17 protein-coding genes and 1 pseudogene are annotated in these 16,918 nt (G+C 42.4%); 2 read left to right on the top strand and 16 right to left on the bottom strand.

Annotation, left to right across the window (positions count from 1 at the left end; genetic code table 11):
• Positions 1 to 13 precede the first annotated feature (13 nt).
• The 8 genes from pknB to gmk form a co-directional block, all read right to left on the bottom strand.
• A complete protein-coding gene (gene pknB / locus N4597_RS07995; protein WP_260903328.1) occupies positions 14 to 1,930 on the bottom strand; it encodes a Stk1 family PASTA domain-containing Ser/Thr kinase in 1,917 nt (638 codons plus the stop codon).
• Positions 1,930 to 2,673 carry a Stp1/IreP family PP2C-type Ser/Thr phosphatase gene (locus N4597_RS08000; protein WP_056977084.1) on the bottom strand — a complete coding sequence of 248 codons (744 nt, stop codon included), beginning with the start codon at positions 2,671 to 2,673 and terminating at the stop codon, positions 1,930 to 1,932. The genes pknB and N4597_RS08000 overlap by 1 nt, the downstream gene beginning before the upstream one ends.
• 1 nt (position 2,674) lies before the next feature.
• Positions 2,675 to 4,033, bottom strand: coding sequence for a 16S rRNA (cytosine(967)-C(5))-methyltransferase RsmB (gene rsmB, locus N4597_RS08005; RefSeq protein WP_167589003.1), 1,359 nt, complete (start codon positions 4,031 to 4,033; stop codon positions 2,675 to 2,677).
• On the bottom strand, positions 4,023 to 4,979 hold the full coding sequence (gene fmt / locus N4597_RS08010) for a methionyl-tRNA formyltransferase (RefSeq protein WP_260903329.1): 957 nt from the start codon (positions 4,977 to 4,979) through the stop codon (positions 4,023 to 4,025). Before fmt ends, rsmB begins: the two co-directional genes overlap by 11 nt.
• A 12-nt stretch (positions 4,980 to 4,991) precedes the next feature.
• Positions 4,992 to 7,412, bottom strand: coding sequence for a primosomal protein N' (priA, locus tag N4597_RS08015; RefSeq protein ID WP_260905266.1), 2,421 nt, complete (start codon positions 7,410 to 7,412; stop codon positions 4,992 to 4,994).
• A 9-nt stretch (positions 7,413 to 7,421) separates the two neighbouring features.
• A complete protein-coding gene (gene coaBC / locus N4597_RS08020) occupies positions 7,422 to 8,609 on the bottom strand; it encodes a bifunctional phosphopantothenoylcysteine decarboxylase/phosphopantothenate--cysteine ligase CoaBC (RefSeq protein ID WP_172584035.1) in 1,188 nt (395 codons plus the stop codon).
• A 145-nt stretch (positions 8,610 to 8,754) separates the two neighbouring features.
• Complete coding sequence (gene rpoZ / locus N4597_RS08025; protein ID WP_050611188.1) at positions 8,755 to 8,952, bottom strand: DNA-directed RNA polymerase subunit omega; 198 nt, start codon at positions 8,950 to 8,952, stop codon at positions 8,755 to 8,757.
• Positions 8,949 to 9,569 carry a guanylate kinase gene (gene gmk, locus N4597_RS08030; RefSeq protein ID WP_050611189.1) on the bottom strand — a complete coding sequence of 207 codons (621 nt, stop codon included), beginning with the start codon at positions 9,567 to 9,569 and terminating at the stop codon, positions 8,949 to 8,951. Before gmk ends, rpoZ begins: the two co-directional genes overlap by 4 nt.
• Before the next feature lie 208 nt (positions 9,570 to 9,777).
• On the opposite strand from gmk, the gene N4597_RS08035 reads away from it, so the two are divergent.
• Entirely contained in the window at positions 9,778 to 10,173 is a 396-nt protein-coding gene (locus N4597_RS08035) for a hypothetical protein (protein ID WP_101812033.1), read from the top strand.
• Between the two features lie 70 nt (positions 10,174 to 10,243).
• Here N4597_RS08035 and glnA read toward each other — a convergent pair whose 3' ends face one another.
• The 6 genes and pseudogenes from glnA to miaA all read right to left on the bottom strand — a co-directional run bounded on the left by glnA (position 10,244) and on the right by miaA (position 15,063).
• Positions 10,244 to 11,587, bottom strand: a complete 1,344-nt coding sequence (glnA, locus tag N4597_RS08040) for a type I glutamate--ammonia ligase (RefSeq protein WP_089143884.1) — start codon at positions 11,585 to 11,587, stop codon at positions 10,244 to 10,246.
• Positions 11,588 to 11,612: 25 nt separating this feature from the next.
• Positions 11,613 to 12,002: a MerR family transcriptional regulator gene (locus tag N4597_RS08045; protein ID WP_050611192.1), complete on the bottom strand. Its 390-nt coding sequence runs from the start codon at positions 12,000 to 12,002 to the stop codon at positions 11,613 to 11,615.
• 88 nt (positions 12,003 to 12,090) lie between these two features.
• Positions 12,091 to 13,356, bottom strand: a complete 1,266-nt coding sequence (locus N4597_RS08050; RefSeq protein WP_170091387.1) for a methionine gamma-lyase family protein — start codon at positions 13,354 to 13,356, stop codon at positions 12,091 to 12,093.
• Between the two features lie 198 nt (positions 13,357 to 13,554).
• Positions 13,555 to 13,889, bottom strand: a pseudogene (locus N4597_RS08055) (zinc ribbon domain-containing protein); the annotation flags it as partial.
• Positions 13,885 to 13,998, bottom strand: a complete 114-nt coding sequence (locus N4597_RS10735) for a helix-turn-helix domain-containing protein (RefSeq protein WP_313958047.1) — start codon at positions 13,996 to 13,998, stop codon at positions 13,885 to 13,887. The pseudogene N4597_RS08055 and the gene N4597_RS10735, both read right to left, overlap by 5 nt.
• Positions 13,999 to 14,145: 147 nt before the next feature.
• The gene (gene miaA / locus N4597_RS08065; RefSeq protein WP_170091396.1) at positions 14,146 to 15,063 is read right to left on the bottom strand and encodes a tRNA (adenosine(37)-N6)-dimethylallyltransferase MiaA; all 918 of its coding nucleotides are present in this window, start codon (positions 15,061 to 15,063) and stop codon (positions 14,146 to 14,148) included.
• A gap of 153 nt (positions 15,064 to 15,216) precedes the next feature.
• Between miaA and N4597_RS08070 the strand changes: the two genes are divergently transcribed.
• Complete coding sequence (locus N4597_RS08070) at positions 15,217 to 15,393, top strand: DUF3042 family protein (RefSeq protein ID WP_082174178.1); 177 nt, start codon at positions 15,217 to 15,219, stop codon at positions 15,391 to 15,393.
• Between the two features lie 82 nt (positions 15,394 to 15,475).
• Here N4597_RS08070 and N4597_RS08075 read toward each other — a convergent pair whose 3' ends face one another.
• Together N4597_RS08075 and N4597_RS08080 are read right to left on the bottom strand one after the other, a co-directional pair.
• Complete coding sequence (locus N4597_RS08075; protein WP_050611195.1) at positions 15,476 to 15,886, bottom strand: rhodanese-like domain-containing protein; 411 nt, start codon at positions 15,884 to 15,886, stop codon at positions 15,476 to 15,478.
• Between the two features lie 66 nt (positions 15,887 to 15,952).
• A complete protein-coding gene (locus N4597_RS08080; protein ID WP_172579702.1) occupies positions 15,953 to 16,912 on the bottom strand; it encodes an ROK family glucokinase in 960 nt (319 codons plus the stop codon).
• Between the last annotated feature and the right edge of the window lie 6 nt (positions 16,913 to 16,918).

Below are 16,918 nucleotides of genomic sequence, written 5' to 3' on the forward strand. Positions count from 1 at the left end.
TATCACCTCTTCATTAATGATCTACATTATTATTTTCAGCAATTACTTGCCCATCACGTACCACCTTAAACTTACCAGTTTCTTCAGGCTTCAAGGTAAAGGTTAACGAGAAATTCGTGTCCTTGGTAATTGTAGCCGTTTGGTAGACGTCACTATAACTATGGTCACTATCTGCGATGTAGATTTGGACCTTATTGCTTCCGGCGTTAGTAGCAGCATAAGGAACCTCAACGTCAAAACTAAAGGTGGTTGCCCCCGTAGTCGTATCAGTTGATGAGCTAGCTGCATTACTGCTAGTGTAGCTACTACCATCATTTTTAGCAATCGTAACCGTTAAGGTATCACCCGCCTTAACCTTAGTGCCAGCCTGTGGCTGTTGGGCGATTACCATTCCCGGTAAAGAAGAACTATCCGTCTCATTAACTACCAATTTTAATCCCAAGTCGTTTGCATAATCTTGGGCACTTTTTTCGGTATAGTTACTCAAATCACGCAGGCGTTCACTCTTAGCCCCGGCACTAACGGTGAAGATGACGTTAGTTTCATTAAAACTAACTTTTTTGTGTGCACTAATACTTTGACTAATTATCCGGCCCTTAGCCACTTTATTTGAATACTGCCCCGTCTTAGTAACACTAACCCCTTTTTTAGTCAGCTTTTTAGCTACCGTTTGATAACTCTGACCCCGGTAATCTCCGAATGGCTCTTTACGCTGGCCCTTAGATAAGACCACGTCAATTTTACTCTTCTGTTTAACAGTCGTATCCGGTTCGGGGGTGGTTGTAATAATTTGGCCACTATAATACTTAGAACTATAATGACGTCTAATCTTGCCTAGCGCTAACTTTTCACCGTTGAGACTTTCCTGGGCTTCAGCAATCGTCATCCCCCGTACATCTGGGACGGTAACTTCTTTAGGACTCATCAACAAGTAAACCAGTCCCGCTATTACCATCAAACTTACAACTAGCAAGCCACCTAGCAAGACTTGTCGCCGTTTCTTAGTGGCCTTTTTAGGGCTTTGACTTGCCTCATCCTTAATGTTAGGCAGAACCATGGTCTCTGCTTCCACCTGCTGACGTCCATGCCACTTAGGCTCGTTAAGTCGGCTTTGATCTAAAGCGTTACTCAAATCCAGTTCCATCTCATCGACGTTTTGATAACGGCTGGCTAAATCCTTAGCAGTCGCATGGAGGACCACATTTTCTAGTGATTGTGGAATCTGTTGGTCATAGTCCTTAACTGAAGGCATCTCACTTTGGTAGTGTTTTAAAGCAATCGCCACCGCCGTTTCCCCTTCATAAGGAACGTGACCCGTTAACATTTCAAAGAGAATAATCCCTAAAGAGTAGATGTCGGATTGTTTGGTAATAATACTTCCCCGCGCCTGCTCAGGAGAGATGTAATGAACCGACCCCATCAAGGTATTAGTCCTGGTCATGGTATCTTCTGCTACCGCCACCGCAATCCCAAAGTCAGTAATCTTAATATTACCCTCAGTATCTATTAAAATATTTTGGGGTTTCAAATCCCGGTGGATAATTCCGTGACGGTGGGCTTCCTTTACAGCTGACAAAATTTGGAGCATGATTTCAACCACCCGTGGATAGGTTAGGGGGTGATGACTTTCGATATATTCCTTTAAATTAGTGCCAGGTACATATTCCATCACTAAATACTGGAGCCCATTTTTTTCGCTAATATCGTAAATGTTAACAATGTGTGGGTTGGATAACTCGGTTAAAGCCCGGGCCTCCCTATGAAATCTTCTTAAGGCAGCAGAATCATCCCGCAAGTCTAACCGTAAGATTTTAATGGCTACTTCCCGGTTTAAAAAGATATCTTCGGCCAGGTAAACCGTAGCCATTCCGCCTTCCCCAAGGGTGCGGATAATTTTATAACGTTCATTTAGTAAGTATCCGGCTTGCATTAGCTACTCACCTCACTATCTAAGTGAACAAGTAGCAAGGTAATGTTATCTAAGCCCCCAGCTTGATTAGCCAAGGAAATTAGTTGCTGACACTTGCTAGCTAAATCTCCTGCTTCTTCTAAGACCTGTTGTAGTTGCGCTTCAGACACCATATTCGTTAACCCGTCACTGCAAAGTAACAAGTAGTCGTTTAGCTTACTAGGATAAATATTAGCCTCCAACTTAGCAGAAGTAGAAATCCCTAAGGTACGCGTAATAATATTTTTTTGCGGGTGACTTTGGGCTTCTGCCGGACTAATTTTACCTTGCTTAACCAACTCATTAACTAGTGAATGATCCTCCGACAATTGGAGGAGTTGACCATCACGCAATAAATACCCCCGGCTATCCCCAATATTTGCTAGAACAAATTCATCCGCAAAAACTAACACGCACACCAAAGTCGTCCCCATTCCGTGTAGATCACGGTATTGGGCCGCCTTTTCTAAAATCACTTCATTTTCTGCACTCACAACTTGTTGGAGCCACTTTAGCCCGGCTTGAGCCTCATAAAAATCAGTCTGTTCAAATTGATAACCCAAGTGAGAGACTGCCATTTCCGAAGCTACCTCACCACCTTGGTGACCTCCCAGTCCATCTGCTACAATTCCTAAGACTATTCCAGCCTTATTCTTGAAGTAGCCCACGCTGTCTTCGTTATTTTTTCTCGCTTTACCTACATCACTTCGATAGCTGACCTTCACTTTAATCATCCCCTAACTTTTTCTTTTGCAAGTTAGCAATAAAAAAGCCGTCTGATAGGTAATCATCAGGATAAATCGTCAATCCTAATTCTTGTCTATCAGCTTTCAAATTATATGCCGTCTTAGTTTTAACTTGTTCAAACTCAGGGTGCTTAGCCAAAAAAGCAGTCACCACTCCTTGGTTTTCCTGGCTAAGAATGGTGCAGGTGCTATAAGTCAAGTAGCCACCTTCCTTTACACTGGCGGCCACTGCATCCAGGATTGCTAATTGAATTTTACTTAAATTTTGTGAATCTTCTTCAGACTTACTATACTTTATCTCTGGTTTCCGGCGTAACAATCCTAATCCAGAACAAGGTGCGTCTACTAAGACCTTATCGAATTGGCCTGCTTTAAATTCAGTTGCTACCATCCGGGCATCCAGTTGTTGGGGGGTAACTAAGTTTGAAACTTGCGCCCGCTTCGCATTTTCTGCGATTAACTTCACCTTGTGCTTATGAATATCTAATGCAACTACCGTCCCAGTTGTTAGTCCCATCGCAATCTGAGTGGTTTTTCCCCCAGGAGCAGCACAGGCGTCTAACACTTGTTCAGGCCCAGCAATAGCCATCGATTCTACTGCTAGCATCGCACTTTCATCTTGGACGATAACTTCCCCCGCCTTAAAGGTGTGACTAGCAGGAACAAAGCCCCCACTAACTCTTAATGCTAAGGGGGTTACCGGACTAGTTGTTACCTCAAAGCCTTCTGCTTGCAGCTTTTCTCTAGCTTGAGTCGGACTGACAAGCTTGGTGTTAACCCGGACGGTTTGCTCAGGTGCTTGGTTAATACTTGCTAAGATGCTCCTAGCCTTAACTAAACCAACTTCACCAATTAACTTTTCTACTAGCCACAAGGGACAACTGGCTTCAACACTTAAGCGTTCAGTTTCATCTGCAATTAAAGCCGTCGACCGTAGTCCCTGGCGTTCAATTTCATGCAAGACCCCCGTAACGAACCTACGAACTCCTTCATGGCCTCTAACCTTAGCAATTTCAATACTTTCGTTAAAAACGGCCCGCTTGGGAATTTTATCTAAATACTCCAACTGGTAAATAGCTACCAAGAATAAAACTTCGACCCAAGCTTCTAACTTGGCCGGTTTCTTAATAAAGGGCTTTAACCAGTAACGGAGCGTTAATTGGCGCTGAATCACCCCGTAAACAAGGGTAGTTAGCAGGTGGGCATCACGTTTGTCTAGTTGGTACTTAGTGATAGTTTGGTTCAAAGCCAAATTGGAGTAGGACCCCTGTTTAAAGACCCGGGTCAAAATTTCAACCGCTAAATAACGGGGCGAAGCTTTAAGTTTTCTATTCGGCACCAATAATTACCTGCCCTTCACGTAAACCTTGACCCATCCCATTTAAGTAAGCCGTCACTTGCATCCGGGGCTTGCCAGCCGGTTGTAACTCATTTACCTGGTAAACACTACCGTCAGCAGCTGCTAACTTTAATTCATGCTTAGTCACGGCAACAACTGCCCCCGCAGGCAAGCTAGTTGTTTCAGCTAACGGGGTCACATCCCAAAGTTTAGTCCGTTTACCGTTAAAGTTTTCAAAATAAGCCCCAGGGGCTGGACGAAGAGCGCGCACCTTCCAGTCTATTTGCTTGGCATTTAAAGTTAAGCTTAATTTTTCTTCTTCGGGCTTAATTGTTGGTGAAAAGACCACTTGGCTTTCGTCTTGTTTTTGTGCCACCAGTTCACCTGCAACTAGTTTAGGTAGGGTGGCTAATAAGGTATCCCGCCCTAGGATACTCATTTTGGCAAAAATTGAGCCGGTATCATCATGCGGACCAATTGGTAATTTAGCTTGAGCTAGCATGTCACCAGCATCCATCTTCTTAACCATGTAAATAATAGTGACCCCGGTTTCTTGATCACCGTTCATAATTGCGTATTGAACCGGTGCGCCCCCACGATACTTAGGGAGCAGTGAGCCATGAACGTTGACGGCCCCAACCTTAGCGGCAGCAATCAACTTAGTAGGTAAGAATTGTCCAAAAGCCGCCGTAACAATCAAGTCAGGCGCTAAGGAAATTACCCGTTGCATCTCCTCGCTGCCACTCAACTTTTGCGGTTGTAAAACTTCGATGCCATGCTTAAGTGCTACTTCTTTAACCGGTGACGGGGTTAAAATCCGCTTTCTGCCGACAGGTCGATCCGGTTGTGTCACTACTGCTAACACTTCGTAATCATTGGTTTGAATTAATCCTTCTAAAATTGGGGCTGCAAACGCAGGAGTCCCCATAAATACAACTGATGTCATTATTTCACGTCCTTAAATAAAATTAATTGGTTCCCTATCAATCACAATCCTCAAACCTTGGCGTTCTTCTTTTTGACTGATAAGAAGTAAATGTTGCAGGTAATCTTCTAGTAAACTTTCCTGCTTATACTTTATTACTAATTGATAATAATAGCGGTTATTAACCCTCATCACAGACCGTGGACTCGGCCCTAAAATTTGTGCTGTGGGCGATAAGACTTGCTTTAGTTGCCCTGCAATCTGAAAAATCTTTTTAGCCGCCGTGGCTTCATCGCGGTAACTAGTCGTAATTTTAATCGTATAAAAGTACGGTGGGTAACCTCCTCGGTGACGCACCGCCATTTCCATTCGAAAGTAGCGTTCATAGTCTTGCTTTTGCGCCAATTTAATCGCGTAATTTTCGGGATTAAAGGTCTGAATCAGCACTTCCCCCTGTTTTTGCGCCCGGCCAGCCCGACCGCTAACCTGGGTTAACAGTTGGAAAGTACGCTCACTTGCCCGAAAATCCGGCAATTCCAAGGCGGTATCTGCGTTTAAAACTCCGACTAATGTTACGTTGGGAAAATCTAAACCCTTGGCAATCATCTGGGTGCCTAGCAAGATATCGGCCTTTCTAGCCCCAAACTGCCGTAAGATTTTTTCATGGGCACCTTTTTTGCGGGTAGTGTCTACGTCCATCCGCAAAATCCGGGCGGTTGGCAATAACTCTTTTAGCTCCGTTTCCACCTTTTCGGTCCCGGTGCCGTAATAGCCAATCCGCTTACTATGGCAACTAGGACATACGGAAGGAATTCCTTGTTCATGCCCACAATAATGACACCGCATTGAATGACTATCTAAGTGCATTGTAAGCGAGATGTCGCAGTTAGGACACTTTAAAACAAAGCCGCACTCCCGACACATTGCAAACGACGAATATCCCCGCCGGTTAAGCATTAACACTACCTGCTCTTTTTGGGCTAACTTCTGTTTAATTGCCGCCAAAAGTACCTGAGAAATATCTTGAACTGGCGCTGTCATTATTTCTTTTTTCATATCAATTAGACTAACGGCTGGCAAGGCCTTGCCATTTGCCCGGTGCGTTAATTTTAACCAGCCGTAAACCCCTTTTTGCGCCCGGGCTCGGGTTTCCAAGCTTGGAGTAGCACTGCCTAAAATTAACGGGCAAGCATGATACTCACTGCGCCAAATTGCCACATCGCGGGCATGATAGCGGGGCATATCATCTTGTTTATAGCTGGCCTCGTGTTCTTCGTCCATAATAATTAACCCTAACTTAGGCAACGGAGCAAAAATAGCCGACCTTGCCCCAACCACTACCTGGGCTTCTCCACGCTCAATCCTACGCCACTCATCATACTTTTCGCCGTCGGATAGGCCACTATGGAGCATGGCAACTTCCTTGCCAAAGCGTGCTTTTACCTGACTGACCATTTGGGGGGTCAGCGAAATTTCGGGAACTAGTAATAAGGCTTGTTTACCCTGGGCTAAAACGTGAGAAATCGCATGTAAATAAACTTCGGTCTTACCACTACCTGTTATCCCTTGAAGTAAGAAAGTCTGGGCCTTACCTTCATCGCTAGCTTGATTAATCGCTTGAACGACTTGGGCTTGTTGCGGAAGAAGGCTCTTAGCCTCGGTTTTTACCACCTCTTGCTTATAGGGGTTACGATAACTTTCAACTTTACTTTGCTTCAGCCAGCCCTTTTCAGCCCCTGCTTTAAAAATAGCCGCACCTAAGCCCGTTTTTGCTTGGGCATTTGCTTGAAAGACCTCTTTATCAAGTGGCAAGGTCTGGAGGTAGTCTAGTAATTGGGCTTGTTTTTTAGCTCCCTTTCTCAGCTTAGCCTTGGCAGCCTGCAACTCTGTTTCGCTAAGGCTACGCTTAATTGCCAAGACCAGCTTAGACTTAGCCCGGTCTTTGACATGATAATTAATTTCTATTTTGCCCTGCTTACTCAAAGGCACTAACAGCTTCTTTTGTTCGGGGCTTAACTTGGCTAAAACCAGTTCATCTTTTTGAGCAAACATTTCCCTAACCGCTGGCGTAACCTCTGAGGTCGTTAAACTCACAGTTTTTGTGTAAGCTGCTTTCATCGCCGCCGGAAGCATCGCCTGTAGACACGTAATCTTAAAAGCATAGGTATAACGCGCTAACCAGTCCGCCATTTGCAACGCCTCTTTGTTTAAGACCGGCCGTAAATCCTGCACTTCCAAAATAGGTTTTAGCTTAGCACTGCTTGTTAAGGGATTTTCAGCACTAACTGCCACCACAAAGCCTTGCACCCGTCTTTTTCCCCGACCAAAACCGACTACAACTCTCATCCCAGTTTCAACTTGCCCAGCTAATTCTGGGGGAATCACGTAAGTGTAAGGCTGATTGGTTTGCATGGTAGCGACGTCAACAATCACTTGTGCATACTGAGTTTTCATTTCATCCACCTACATCAACCTAACAATTTCATCAAGAATGGCTCCGGCTATCACCTGTTTGGAAGCCCGCTTTAAATGCTTTGGCTCTTGGTTTTTAGTTAGCAATGTCACTTCGTTACTGTCACTGGCAAAACCAATATCCTTGCGGGCAACATCATTAGCAACCAGTAAATCCAAATTTTTCTTAGTCAACTTAGCCTGAGCGTTTGCCAACAGATTTTCTGTTTCGGCAGCAAAGCCTACTAAAAGTTGGTTGCGCTTAGTTTGGCCTAGACCAAACAGGATATCTTCATTTTTTACCAACTCTAAGTGCCAACTAGCATTTTCCTTCTTGATTTTTTGACTTGCTACTTTTTTAACCCGATAATCCGCAACTGCTGCTGCCATTATTACTACGTCTGTAGTAGGGTAGGCTCGTTTGACTGCTGTTGCCAACTCGGCTGCGGTCTCAATTCCTATAAATTTAACTCCCATAGGCTGAGGGAGCGCACTGGGTCCAGAAATCAAGGTGACCTCTGCGCCACGCTGAGCAGCCGCGCTTGCTAGGGCGTAGCCCATTTTACCACTAGAGCGGTTAGCAATGTAACGCACCGGATCAATTTCTTCATGCGTTCCCCCCGCGGTAACTACCACCCTTTTTCCCTTTAAATCCTGCTTAACTTCTAACTGTTGAACTAACCAAGCATATATTTCTTCAACTTCAGGCATCCGGCCTTGGCCTTCATACCCTTCCGCTAAAAAGCCCCGCTTAGTCTCTAAGACTTTAATACCATCTGCTTGTAGGCGGGCCAAATTTCTTTGGGTCGCTTGGTTAAGTAACATGTGCTCATTCATTGCTGGTACAACATACTTAGGACAGGTACTAGCCAGTAAAGCCGTGGATACAAAGTCGTCGGCCAAGCCCGTAGCCATTTTGGCGATAATGTTAGCCGTTGCTGGAGCCACGATTGCTGCTTGACTCCAATCAGCTAGATCAATGTGAGGCACAAAGTCTTGATTATTTTCAGCAAATAAATCTGTATAAACTTGGTGCTTGGTCAAAGTTGCCAACGTTAAAGGTTGAATAAACTTCTGAGCTTCCGTGGTCATTGCCACTCTGACCTGGGCCTTATTTTTAATGAGCATTCTAACTAAGCTCACTACCTTATAACTAGCAATTCCTCCGCAAAGATAAACTGCAATTCTTTTTCCTTCCACGGCACTTCCTACCCTTCAAAATAATCTAGTCTAATTGTATCAAGTTTCACCTAAGATACCAAGTTATAATGGTTTGCCATCAACGCCAACAAAAAAGGGATAAAAGAAGTTGCTCTTTCATCCCGTAAGTATTTCTTAATTCAGTTTAGTCTTGCTTAATTTTCAAATCACCAGCAACAACTTCTTCAAGCGCCTTGCCAACACTTTTAACTGATTCGTACTCGCTTAACATTGGTAATTCACCAGCGTCTAATTCGTGTGCCCGCTTAGATGCTAACATAATTAGTGAGTAGCGTGAATCTACTTCTTCCAATAAATCATCTACAGAAGGATATAAAATCATTTCAATACATCTCCTAGTTGTTTTTTGTAATCTGGCAAGAAACGTTTTACGCGCCAACGTTCCGCCCGAATAATCGTCTTAATCTTTTCAGCAGCCGCTTCAACTTCATCATTAACCACGGCATAGTCGTAATTTTGCATCATTTCGATTTCATCGACCGCTTTTTTCATCCGCATATCAATGACGTCTAAGTCGTCAGTGCCCCGATTTACCAAACGTTGTCTTAATTCCATTAAGTCTGGGGGCGTCAAAAAGATAAACAGTCCATCCGGAACTTTTTCCCTAACCTGCATCGCGCCCTTAACTTCGATTTCTAAAAAGACATCCTTGCCTTCATCCAACATCTCATTGACATATTTTAACGGGGTTCCGTAATAATTGTCAACGTACTGAGCATATTCCAGCATGCCACCTTCAGCGATTTCCTTTTCGAATTCTTCCTTGGTTACGAAATAATAGTCCTTACCATTAACTTCTCCAGGACGCATTTGTCGAGTGGTCATTGAAACAGAATAATCAAACTTATTATTATCCTGGGCAAAAATTGCCTTTCTTACCGTTCCTTTACCAACTCCGGATGGTCCAGAGAGCACTATTAACATTCCTCTTTTCGACATGCTTGAAAACTCCTCAAAATTATAGTGTTAACTATTATATTGCACTTATTTTTAATTTTTTGCAAGCCTTGATTGCTAAATCAGCACCTAAATTTATTTAGCTAGCAAAAAATCAAACGTATTTTTGAAAAAAGACTTGCGCTTTTGAACGCTTGTTCTTATAATATAAATAAAGCCACGAACGGATGTTTTTTAGGAGGGATTTTTCATGTCACTTTTACAACACAAATTACTACAAGCACCTTTTATTAAGCACTTAAAGACCACCCTATCCCAGCAAGTTGAAAACTTTTTTGCCCCTGGTTGGCAAGAAACTGCCACTGAGTCGGAAATAACTACCCCGGTACAAATCATGCCTCTTTTCCAGGTTGAGTTGTTCATCAACAAGGCTATTATTAAACGCCAACCAGTGCAACTCGCCCTTAAAACTCCAACTGGAATCGAACAATTAACCGGGATTTTACACTATCAGTCAGTCAAAGGACAACAATTACTGATTCTACGGCAGGCCAATGTCATGCGGCCTCTTAAAACAATGGATGTTCTCTACATCCAACTAAGCCCGACTACCAATCAACTAACTAACTACCGTGAACTTGCCTAGCAGGTCTAATTAAAAAACGCTTGAAATCAGTCATTAAAACTGATTCCAAGCGTTTTTTACCCTTATTAGCTTAATACATTTCTAAGTATTGATCGCGTTCCCATTGAGAAACTTCTAACCGGTAAGCATCCCATTCAAGCCGCTTACCTTCCATGAAGTTAGAGTAAAGGTGGTTGCCTAAAGCATCCTTAATCACTTCATCTTCACGCATTGCTTTTAAGGCATTGTGAAGGGTAGATGGTAAGTCAACAATTCCAGCAGCCTTTCTTTCATCTTCGGTCATAGAATAGATGTTTCTATCAACTGGTTGAGCAGGTTCAATCTTATTCTTCAACCCATCTAAACCAGCAGCCAATACTGCAGCTACAGCCATGTATGGGTTAGCTGATGGGTCTACTGACCGCAATTCTAACCGTGTAGAAGCGCCACGTGCTACTGGGACACGAACCATTGGTGAGCGGTTATGACCAGACCAAGCAACGTAAACAGGGGCTTCATACCCTGGAACTAAGCGCTTGTACGAGTTAACTGTTGGGTTAGTTAGGGCCGTAAAGTTACGGGCATGTTTTAAAATTCCGCCTAAGAAGTAGTATGCTTCCTTAGAGAGTTGTTCTTGACCATTTTCGTCAAAGAAGGCATTACCATCCTTAGTAAACAATGACATATTCAAGTGCATCCCTGAACCATTAATTCTTTCAAGTGGTTTAGGCATGAAGGTAGCATGCAAGCCGTGCTTTCTAGCTACCGTCTTAACTACGAGTTTAAAGGTTTGAATGTTATCACAGGCCGTTAAAGCATCAGCATACTTAAAATCAACTTCGTGTTGACCAGGAGCTACTTCGTGGTGTGATGCTTCAACATCAAAACCTAACTTTTCTAATTCCAACACAATATCTCTACGGCAATTTTCACCCAAGTCCATTGGTGCTAAGTCGAAGTAACTACCGTGGTCGTTCAAATGAGTGGTTGGTTTGCCTGTTTCAGGATCTAACTTAAATAAGAAAAATTCTGGTTCTGGCCCAATATTAAAGTCAGTAAAACCTAATTCTTTCATTTCGTCTAAGATGCGAATTAAGTTGTTACGAGGGTCACCGTAAAATGGTGTCCGATCAGCATTATAAACTTCACAAATAATCCGTGCTACCTTACCATGTTCATTTCCCCAAGGAAAAATCATCCAAGTTGATAGGTCTGGGTAAAGCCACATATCACTTTCTTCAATCCGAACAAAACCATCGATTGATGATCCATCAAACATTAGCTTATTATCAAGCAATTTATCCAGCTGACTGATTGGCACTTCAACATTCTTGATTGTCCCGTATAAGTCAGTAAACATTAAGCGTAAAAATTTAACATCTTCTTCTTTAGCAATCCGGCGGATATCATCCTTGGTATAAGTAGCCTTTGCCATTTAAACTCGCTCCTTGTAATCTATTTTAGAGATTGCGATTATTTCTGAAAGAAAAGCCATCATTCTTACTTAAACCACTAACATTGATGAATTCATCCCGTAAAATACGCCGGACATCTTCGTCAGTTAATGGCTTAGAACGCTGAGCCTGTTTTTGAGCTTCCTTTTGGGCCTGCTCTTCGTAAATCCGCTTAATTCCCGCCATATTGATGCCATCAGCTAGAAAATCCTTAATTTCTAGTAACTTATCAATATCATTTAGGGAATACATACGCCGATTTCCCTCATTACGTTCAGGAATAACCAATCCCTGCTCTTCATAATAACGGATCTGCCTTGCGGAAAGGTTCGTTAATTTCATAACTGTCCCAATCGGTAAAACGGCCTGTGAACGCCGGAGCTCTTTTTCCTTCATAACAACCCTCCTCTGAATTACAAGCCTATAATAACAAGCCTAAAATCGTTTGTCAATAACCAATGTTATATTTTATAACATTAACTTTTTAACCTTGATAAAAAGTCTCGTTAACCGCATTTGAAATTGCAATCTTAACGTGTTCGTAAGAAAGCCCCCCTTGAATATAGAGGGCGTAAGGCTCACGCAATGGACCATCACTAGATAATTCTACGGTTGAACCTTCAGTAAAACTTCCCGAAGCCATAATCACTTGATCTTCATAGCCATCCATGTAACTAGGAACCGGATCAACATATGAATTTAAGGCGGAATAGTGCTGAATACATGCACAGAATTTAACCATCGGTTCTGGCTGATGGAAGATTACCGTTTGAACTAAGTCGGTTCTAGGCGCGTCCCAGGCAGGGGAAACTTCGAGTCCCATTTCTGCTAACAAGGCCGCTGTATAAATTGAGCCCTTAATAGCCTGCACAGTTGTATGGGCTGCCATAAAGAAACCTTGGTAAAAGTCACGCATATAACCCCAGGTAGGTCCTTCTCCCTTCCCAACTCCGGGAGCTACTAAGCGTGCAGCCGCCCCTTCAATCAAATCATGGCGTCCAACTAAAAAGGCCCCGCCTTTAACGATTCCAGCCCCTGCATTCTTAAAGAGTGAACCAGCCATTAAATCAGCTCCATAAAAAGTTGGTTCAGTTGTTTCCGAAAACTCACCATAGCAGTTATCGATAAAAATTACTGCCTGTGGGGCGACTTGTTTTACGAACTCAATCATCTCTTTGATTTCAGCAACCACAAAACTATCCCGGGTAGCGTAACCTCTTGAACGTTGAATAGCTACTACCTTGATACTCTTGTCTGCTAACAACTTTTCTTTAGCGGCTTGATAATCCACCTTACCATTGGCTAACAAATCAGTGTAAGCAAAGTTAATCCCGTATTCCTTCATCGTCCCCGGATTATCACCAGCTACCCCAATTACTTCTTGGATTGTATCGTATGGCATTCCGGTTAGGTAATAGAGCGTATCGTTAGGCCGTAAAACACTAAATAGTGCCGTTGCAATCGCATGCGTTCCGGACACTAATTGTGGTCTAACGTAGGCATCTTCGGCCTTAAAATAATCTGCAAAAATTTTTTCTAATTTTTCACGCCCAATATCGTCATACCCATACCCGGTTGAAGAAACCAAGTCTTCTTCCGAAACCTTGTGCTTTCTAAATAACTCTAACACCCGTTGTTGGTTATAAAGTGCCTGTTCATCCATCTCTGCTAACTTAGGCGCAATCTTGGCCTCAACTTTACTGATTTTTGCTTGTAATTCTTGCGGAAATTTTGCCTTCCAATCCATCATTTTATAGTCCACTGCTATACAAAATGTAGAATAACATAGAAAAGCGTGTAGCTTCTTCTACATTATCAGAAAGAATATAGTTTTCCTTTCCTAATTTTATTTACTACCGTCAACACCAGTATTCCCATATCCCAACTTGGGGGTAATGACAGTGACTGACTCTTGTAGCTCAAGGGTGTAGCCCACCCCCATTGATTTTTACAGTAAGGCAAGTAAATTTCTCACGGCATTTTTGTCTCGCTCCATAACTGCCCTGCACTCATAACAAATATACTCGTTATGTTTTGTTTTGTGTTTCTTGTTGCCGTCAAGTCCGACCTTATCTTCACCAGTCTTAACATGACCACAAGCAGAACAGCGCTGGGTACTTGGATAGTAACAGTCCGCTAAGATTAACTCCTTGCCATACCATTCACACTTATATTTTAAAACTTGCTTGAAATAGCAAACATTGACCGGTGTAAGCCTTTAGACGCGATGTGATTCATCTGCATCTGCTTAACTGCTAAATCTTCGATGGCAATGCGGTCATAATAAAGCTAAGACTTGATTCCAACAATAACGCCTATAATCACATAAATCATTAAGGACTTGTTTCATGGTTTCGTTAGGATCCAGTCTAACTTTTTGTACGCGTAGCATTAAACCCACCTCCTGTTACAGAGATGATAACACTTTCTTAATCACAATTTAAAACATAAGTTCTAAAATTTATCAATCCTACATTTTTACTTTCTGATTGATTATAATTCTATTGATTTCTACAATATTCTATATTTTTGGTAACAGTTAAACTACCTCCTCAATCAATTTCATTATTGCTGTTTCTTGCTGTGGATGTTCAATCAAATCAAACCACTTAACATCCATCTTGTTACGAAACCAGGTTAACTGGCGTTTAGCATAGCGTCTTGAGTTACGCTTAATCAACTCAACGGCCCGCTCATAAGAATACTCCCCTTGAAAATAAGGATAAAATTCCTTATAGCCAATCCCTAAAGCTGCAGGCATCTCCAGATTGCCATGCTCATACAAGCTGCGGGCTTCTGCTTCTAACCCGTCAGCTAGCATTAACTCAACCCTGTGATTAATCCGCTCATAGAGGACCGTACGCTCAGTCGTTAACCCTAACACCAACGGTTCAAAACTATTTTGAGCCTCATCTTCTTGACTAGAAAAAAGTTTACCCGTTTTACGATAAACTTCCAAGGCTCGAATTACCCGCCGCACGTTATTAACCGGAATTTTTGCCGCCGCCTTAGCGTCTACCGCAGCTAATTGCTGCCATAAAGCCTGGGTTCCATGAGCTTTAACATACTCCTCCAGTTCAGTTCTAATTTCGGTTTCCTCATAATTATCCTGCCCTAATTGATAACCATCCAAAAGCGCCTGCACATAAAAGCCCGTGCCCCCAACAATTAAAGGTAACTTACCCCGTTGCCAACAATCCGCCATGATTTGCTTGGCTTCTGAAATAAACTCCGCAACCGACCACCTTTCATTGACTTCACGACAATCGATTAAGTGGTGTTTAATTCCTTGCATTTCAGTTGGCTTGATTTTAGCCGTGCCAATATCTAAGCCCTTATATACCTGCATTGAATCTCCCGAAATAACTTCGCCATTAAATTTTTGGGCAATCCTTAAGGACAAGTCAGTTTTTCCAACTGCTGTCGGCCCTACGATAACCACTAGCTTATTTTTTATTTTTATCACTCCCTTAACCGGTTTAATCACTTTTATTATTGTAACATTTTCTTACCGGTGAAACTTTATTATTTTTCGACCTTTAGACTAGCTATTTTCCCTTAAATCATTCATAATAATTAGTGAAGAGTGGTATTTAAGGAGGTCTTTTTGATGAAACTTTTTGGTAAAGGATTTTTAGTAGGCGTTGCAACTACCCTTGGCACCCTAGCCGGTTTAGCATTCGCATTTAAGAAGACTGTGGTTGAACCAATCGAAGAACGCGAAGCAGAATTAGACGAACACCGTCGCCGGGCCTTGCGTAAAAGTCGCTCAGCTCACCAAGGCTAATTGTTTCACAGCCTAAAAAGATGCCCTAACTAACCGAAATACTCGGCTAGCTGGGGCATCTTTTAAGTCTAATACTTAATTTTTATAATTTTGCCTTTTTAATCTTGCCATCCCACTTAGCAAAACCACCGTTTAGGATAACAATCTCTTTAAAGCCTGCCTTGTGTAATTTGGCAGCTGCCCTGATACTAATACTCTTTCCTTGATCGTAGAGGTAAACGGGCATATCCTTGCGCAAACTTCCTTGATATAACTTAAATTGACTAAATGGCATGTTACGCGCCCCTAAAATATGGCTAGCCTTAAAGCTATCTGGTTCCCGTAAATCAATTAACTGCGCCTTCTTCATTCCAGCCTTGAATTCATCTTTTTCAACAATCTTAGCCACTTTCTTTCCTAGCAACCAGGTATAAAGTTGCACTCCTAAAATCCAGGCTAAAATGATTATTAAAATTATATCTAATACGTATAAAACGTTAATTGCACCGACCATTATTTTATCACCGCTTCTTTCTTAAAATATAGCAAAAAAGAGGCTAACTAGCCTCCATTGAAAGTTTTACTTAAAAACCAAAGCTAAAGAGGCTGCACCAATTACCCCAGCTTCATTCCCAAGTTCAGCTAATTTCAACTTGGTTGAAGTCTTAACTGTTGGAAATGCAAATTTTTGGAAGTAATCTTCCACTTGGTTCAATAAGAATTTACCGGCAGCAGACACCCCACCACCAATCACAATGTAGGCTGGGTTAGTGATTGCACCTAAGTTAGCAGCGGCTAAGCCAAGGTAGTAGCAAACTTTGTCAACAACCATTGCGGCTAGGGTATCCTTTTCTTTTGCTAAATCAAAGATAATCTTGGAGCTAATTTCTTCACCATCATCAAGCATCCGCTTCAATTCAGACTTACCTGCAAATTCTTCAGCCATATCGCGAGCTACCCTAACAACACCCGTTGCTGAAGCATAGGTTTCCAAGCAACCTTTGTTACCACAAGTACATAGGTAACCATTAGGTTCAACGTTAATGTGGCCAATTTCACCACCGGCACCCATTCCGTGAATCATTTGACCGTTGGCGATAATTCCACCACCAACCCCTGTTCCTAAGGTCATGAAGACAACGTCATCAGCGTTGTTACCTGCACCCTTCCAACGTTCACCTAAAGCAGCTACGTTAGCATCATTGTCGATTGCAAACTTAATGCCAGTTCCAGCTTCAATCGCAGACTTTACATCTTGCTTCGTCTTCCAATTTAGGTTATAGGCACCAATAACAGTCCCTGCCTTAATATCGACTGTCCCTGGAGTTCCCATTCCAATGCCGATAAATTGTTCTGGCTTCATGTCGTATAAAGCTAGGTGGTGGTTAATTGAATCGATAATATCTGGAACAATGTGGGCTCCGTCATCTAAAATGTTAGTTTCCACACTCCATTTTTGTTGAATTTCACCTGCTGCTGTTAAAATCGCAAACTTAATAGTTGTCCCCCCAAGGTCAACTCCAATCAACTTTTTGTCCATTATCTA

It is taken from the genome of Ligilactobacillus agilis (assembly GCF_025311475.1).
Lineage (GTDB): Bacteria > Bacillota > Bacilli > Lactobacillales > Lactobacillaceae > Ligilactobacillus > Ligilactobacillus agilis.

Coding starts and splice junctions, on each gene's coding strand:
- pknB (WP_260903328.1), bottom strand. CDS start 1,930: ATGCAAGCCGGATACTTACTAAATGAACGTTATAAAATTATCCGCACC.
- fmt (WP_260903329.1), bottom strand. CDS start 4,979: ATGACATCAGTTGTATTTATGGGGACTCCTGCGTTTGCAGCCCCAATT.
- priA (WP_260905266.1), bottom strand. CDS start 7,412: ATGAAAACTCAGTATGCACAAGTGATTGTTGACGTCGCTACCATGCAA.
- rpoZ (WP_050611188.1), bottom strand. CDS start 8,952: ATGATTTTATATCCTTCTGTAGATGATTTATTGGAAGAAGTAGATTCA.
- gmk (WP_050611189.1), bottom strand. CDS start 9,569: ATGTCGAAAAGAGGAATGTTAATAGTGCTCTCTGGACCATCCGGAGTT.
- N4597_RS08035 (WP_101812033.1), top strand. CDS start 9,778: ATGTCACTTTTACAACACAAATTACTACAAGCACCTTTTATTAAGCAC.
- glnA (WP_089143884.1), bottom strand. CDS start 11,587: ATGGCAAAGGCTACTTATACCAAGGATGATATCCGCCGGATTGCTAAA.
- N4597_RS08045 (WP_050611192.1), bottom strand. CDS start 12,002: ATGAAGGAAAAAGAGCTCCGGCGTTCACAGGCCGTTTTACCGATTGGG.
- N4597_RS08050 (WP_170091387.1), bottom strand. CDS start 13,356: ATGATGGATTGGAAGGCAAAATTTCCGCAAGAATTACAAGCAAAAATC.
- N4597_RS10735 (WP_313958047.1), bottom strand. CDS start 13,998: ATGCTACGCGTACAAAAAGTTAGACTGGATCCTAACGAAACCATGAAA.
- N4597_RS08070 (WP_082174178.1), top strand. CDS start 15,217: ATGAAACTTTTTGGTAAAGGATTTTTAGTAGGCGTTGCAACTACCCTT.
- N4597_RS08075 (WP_050611195.1), bottom strand. CDS start 15,886: ATGGTCGGTGCAATTAACGTTTTATACGTATTAGATATAATTTTAATA.
- N4597_RS08080 (WP_172579702.1), bottom strand. CDS start 16,912: ATGGACAAAAAGTTGATTGGAGTTGACCTTGGGGGGACAACTATTAAG.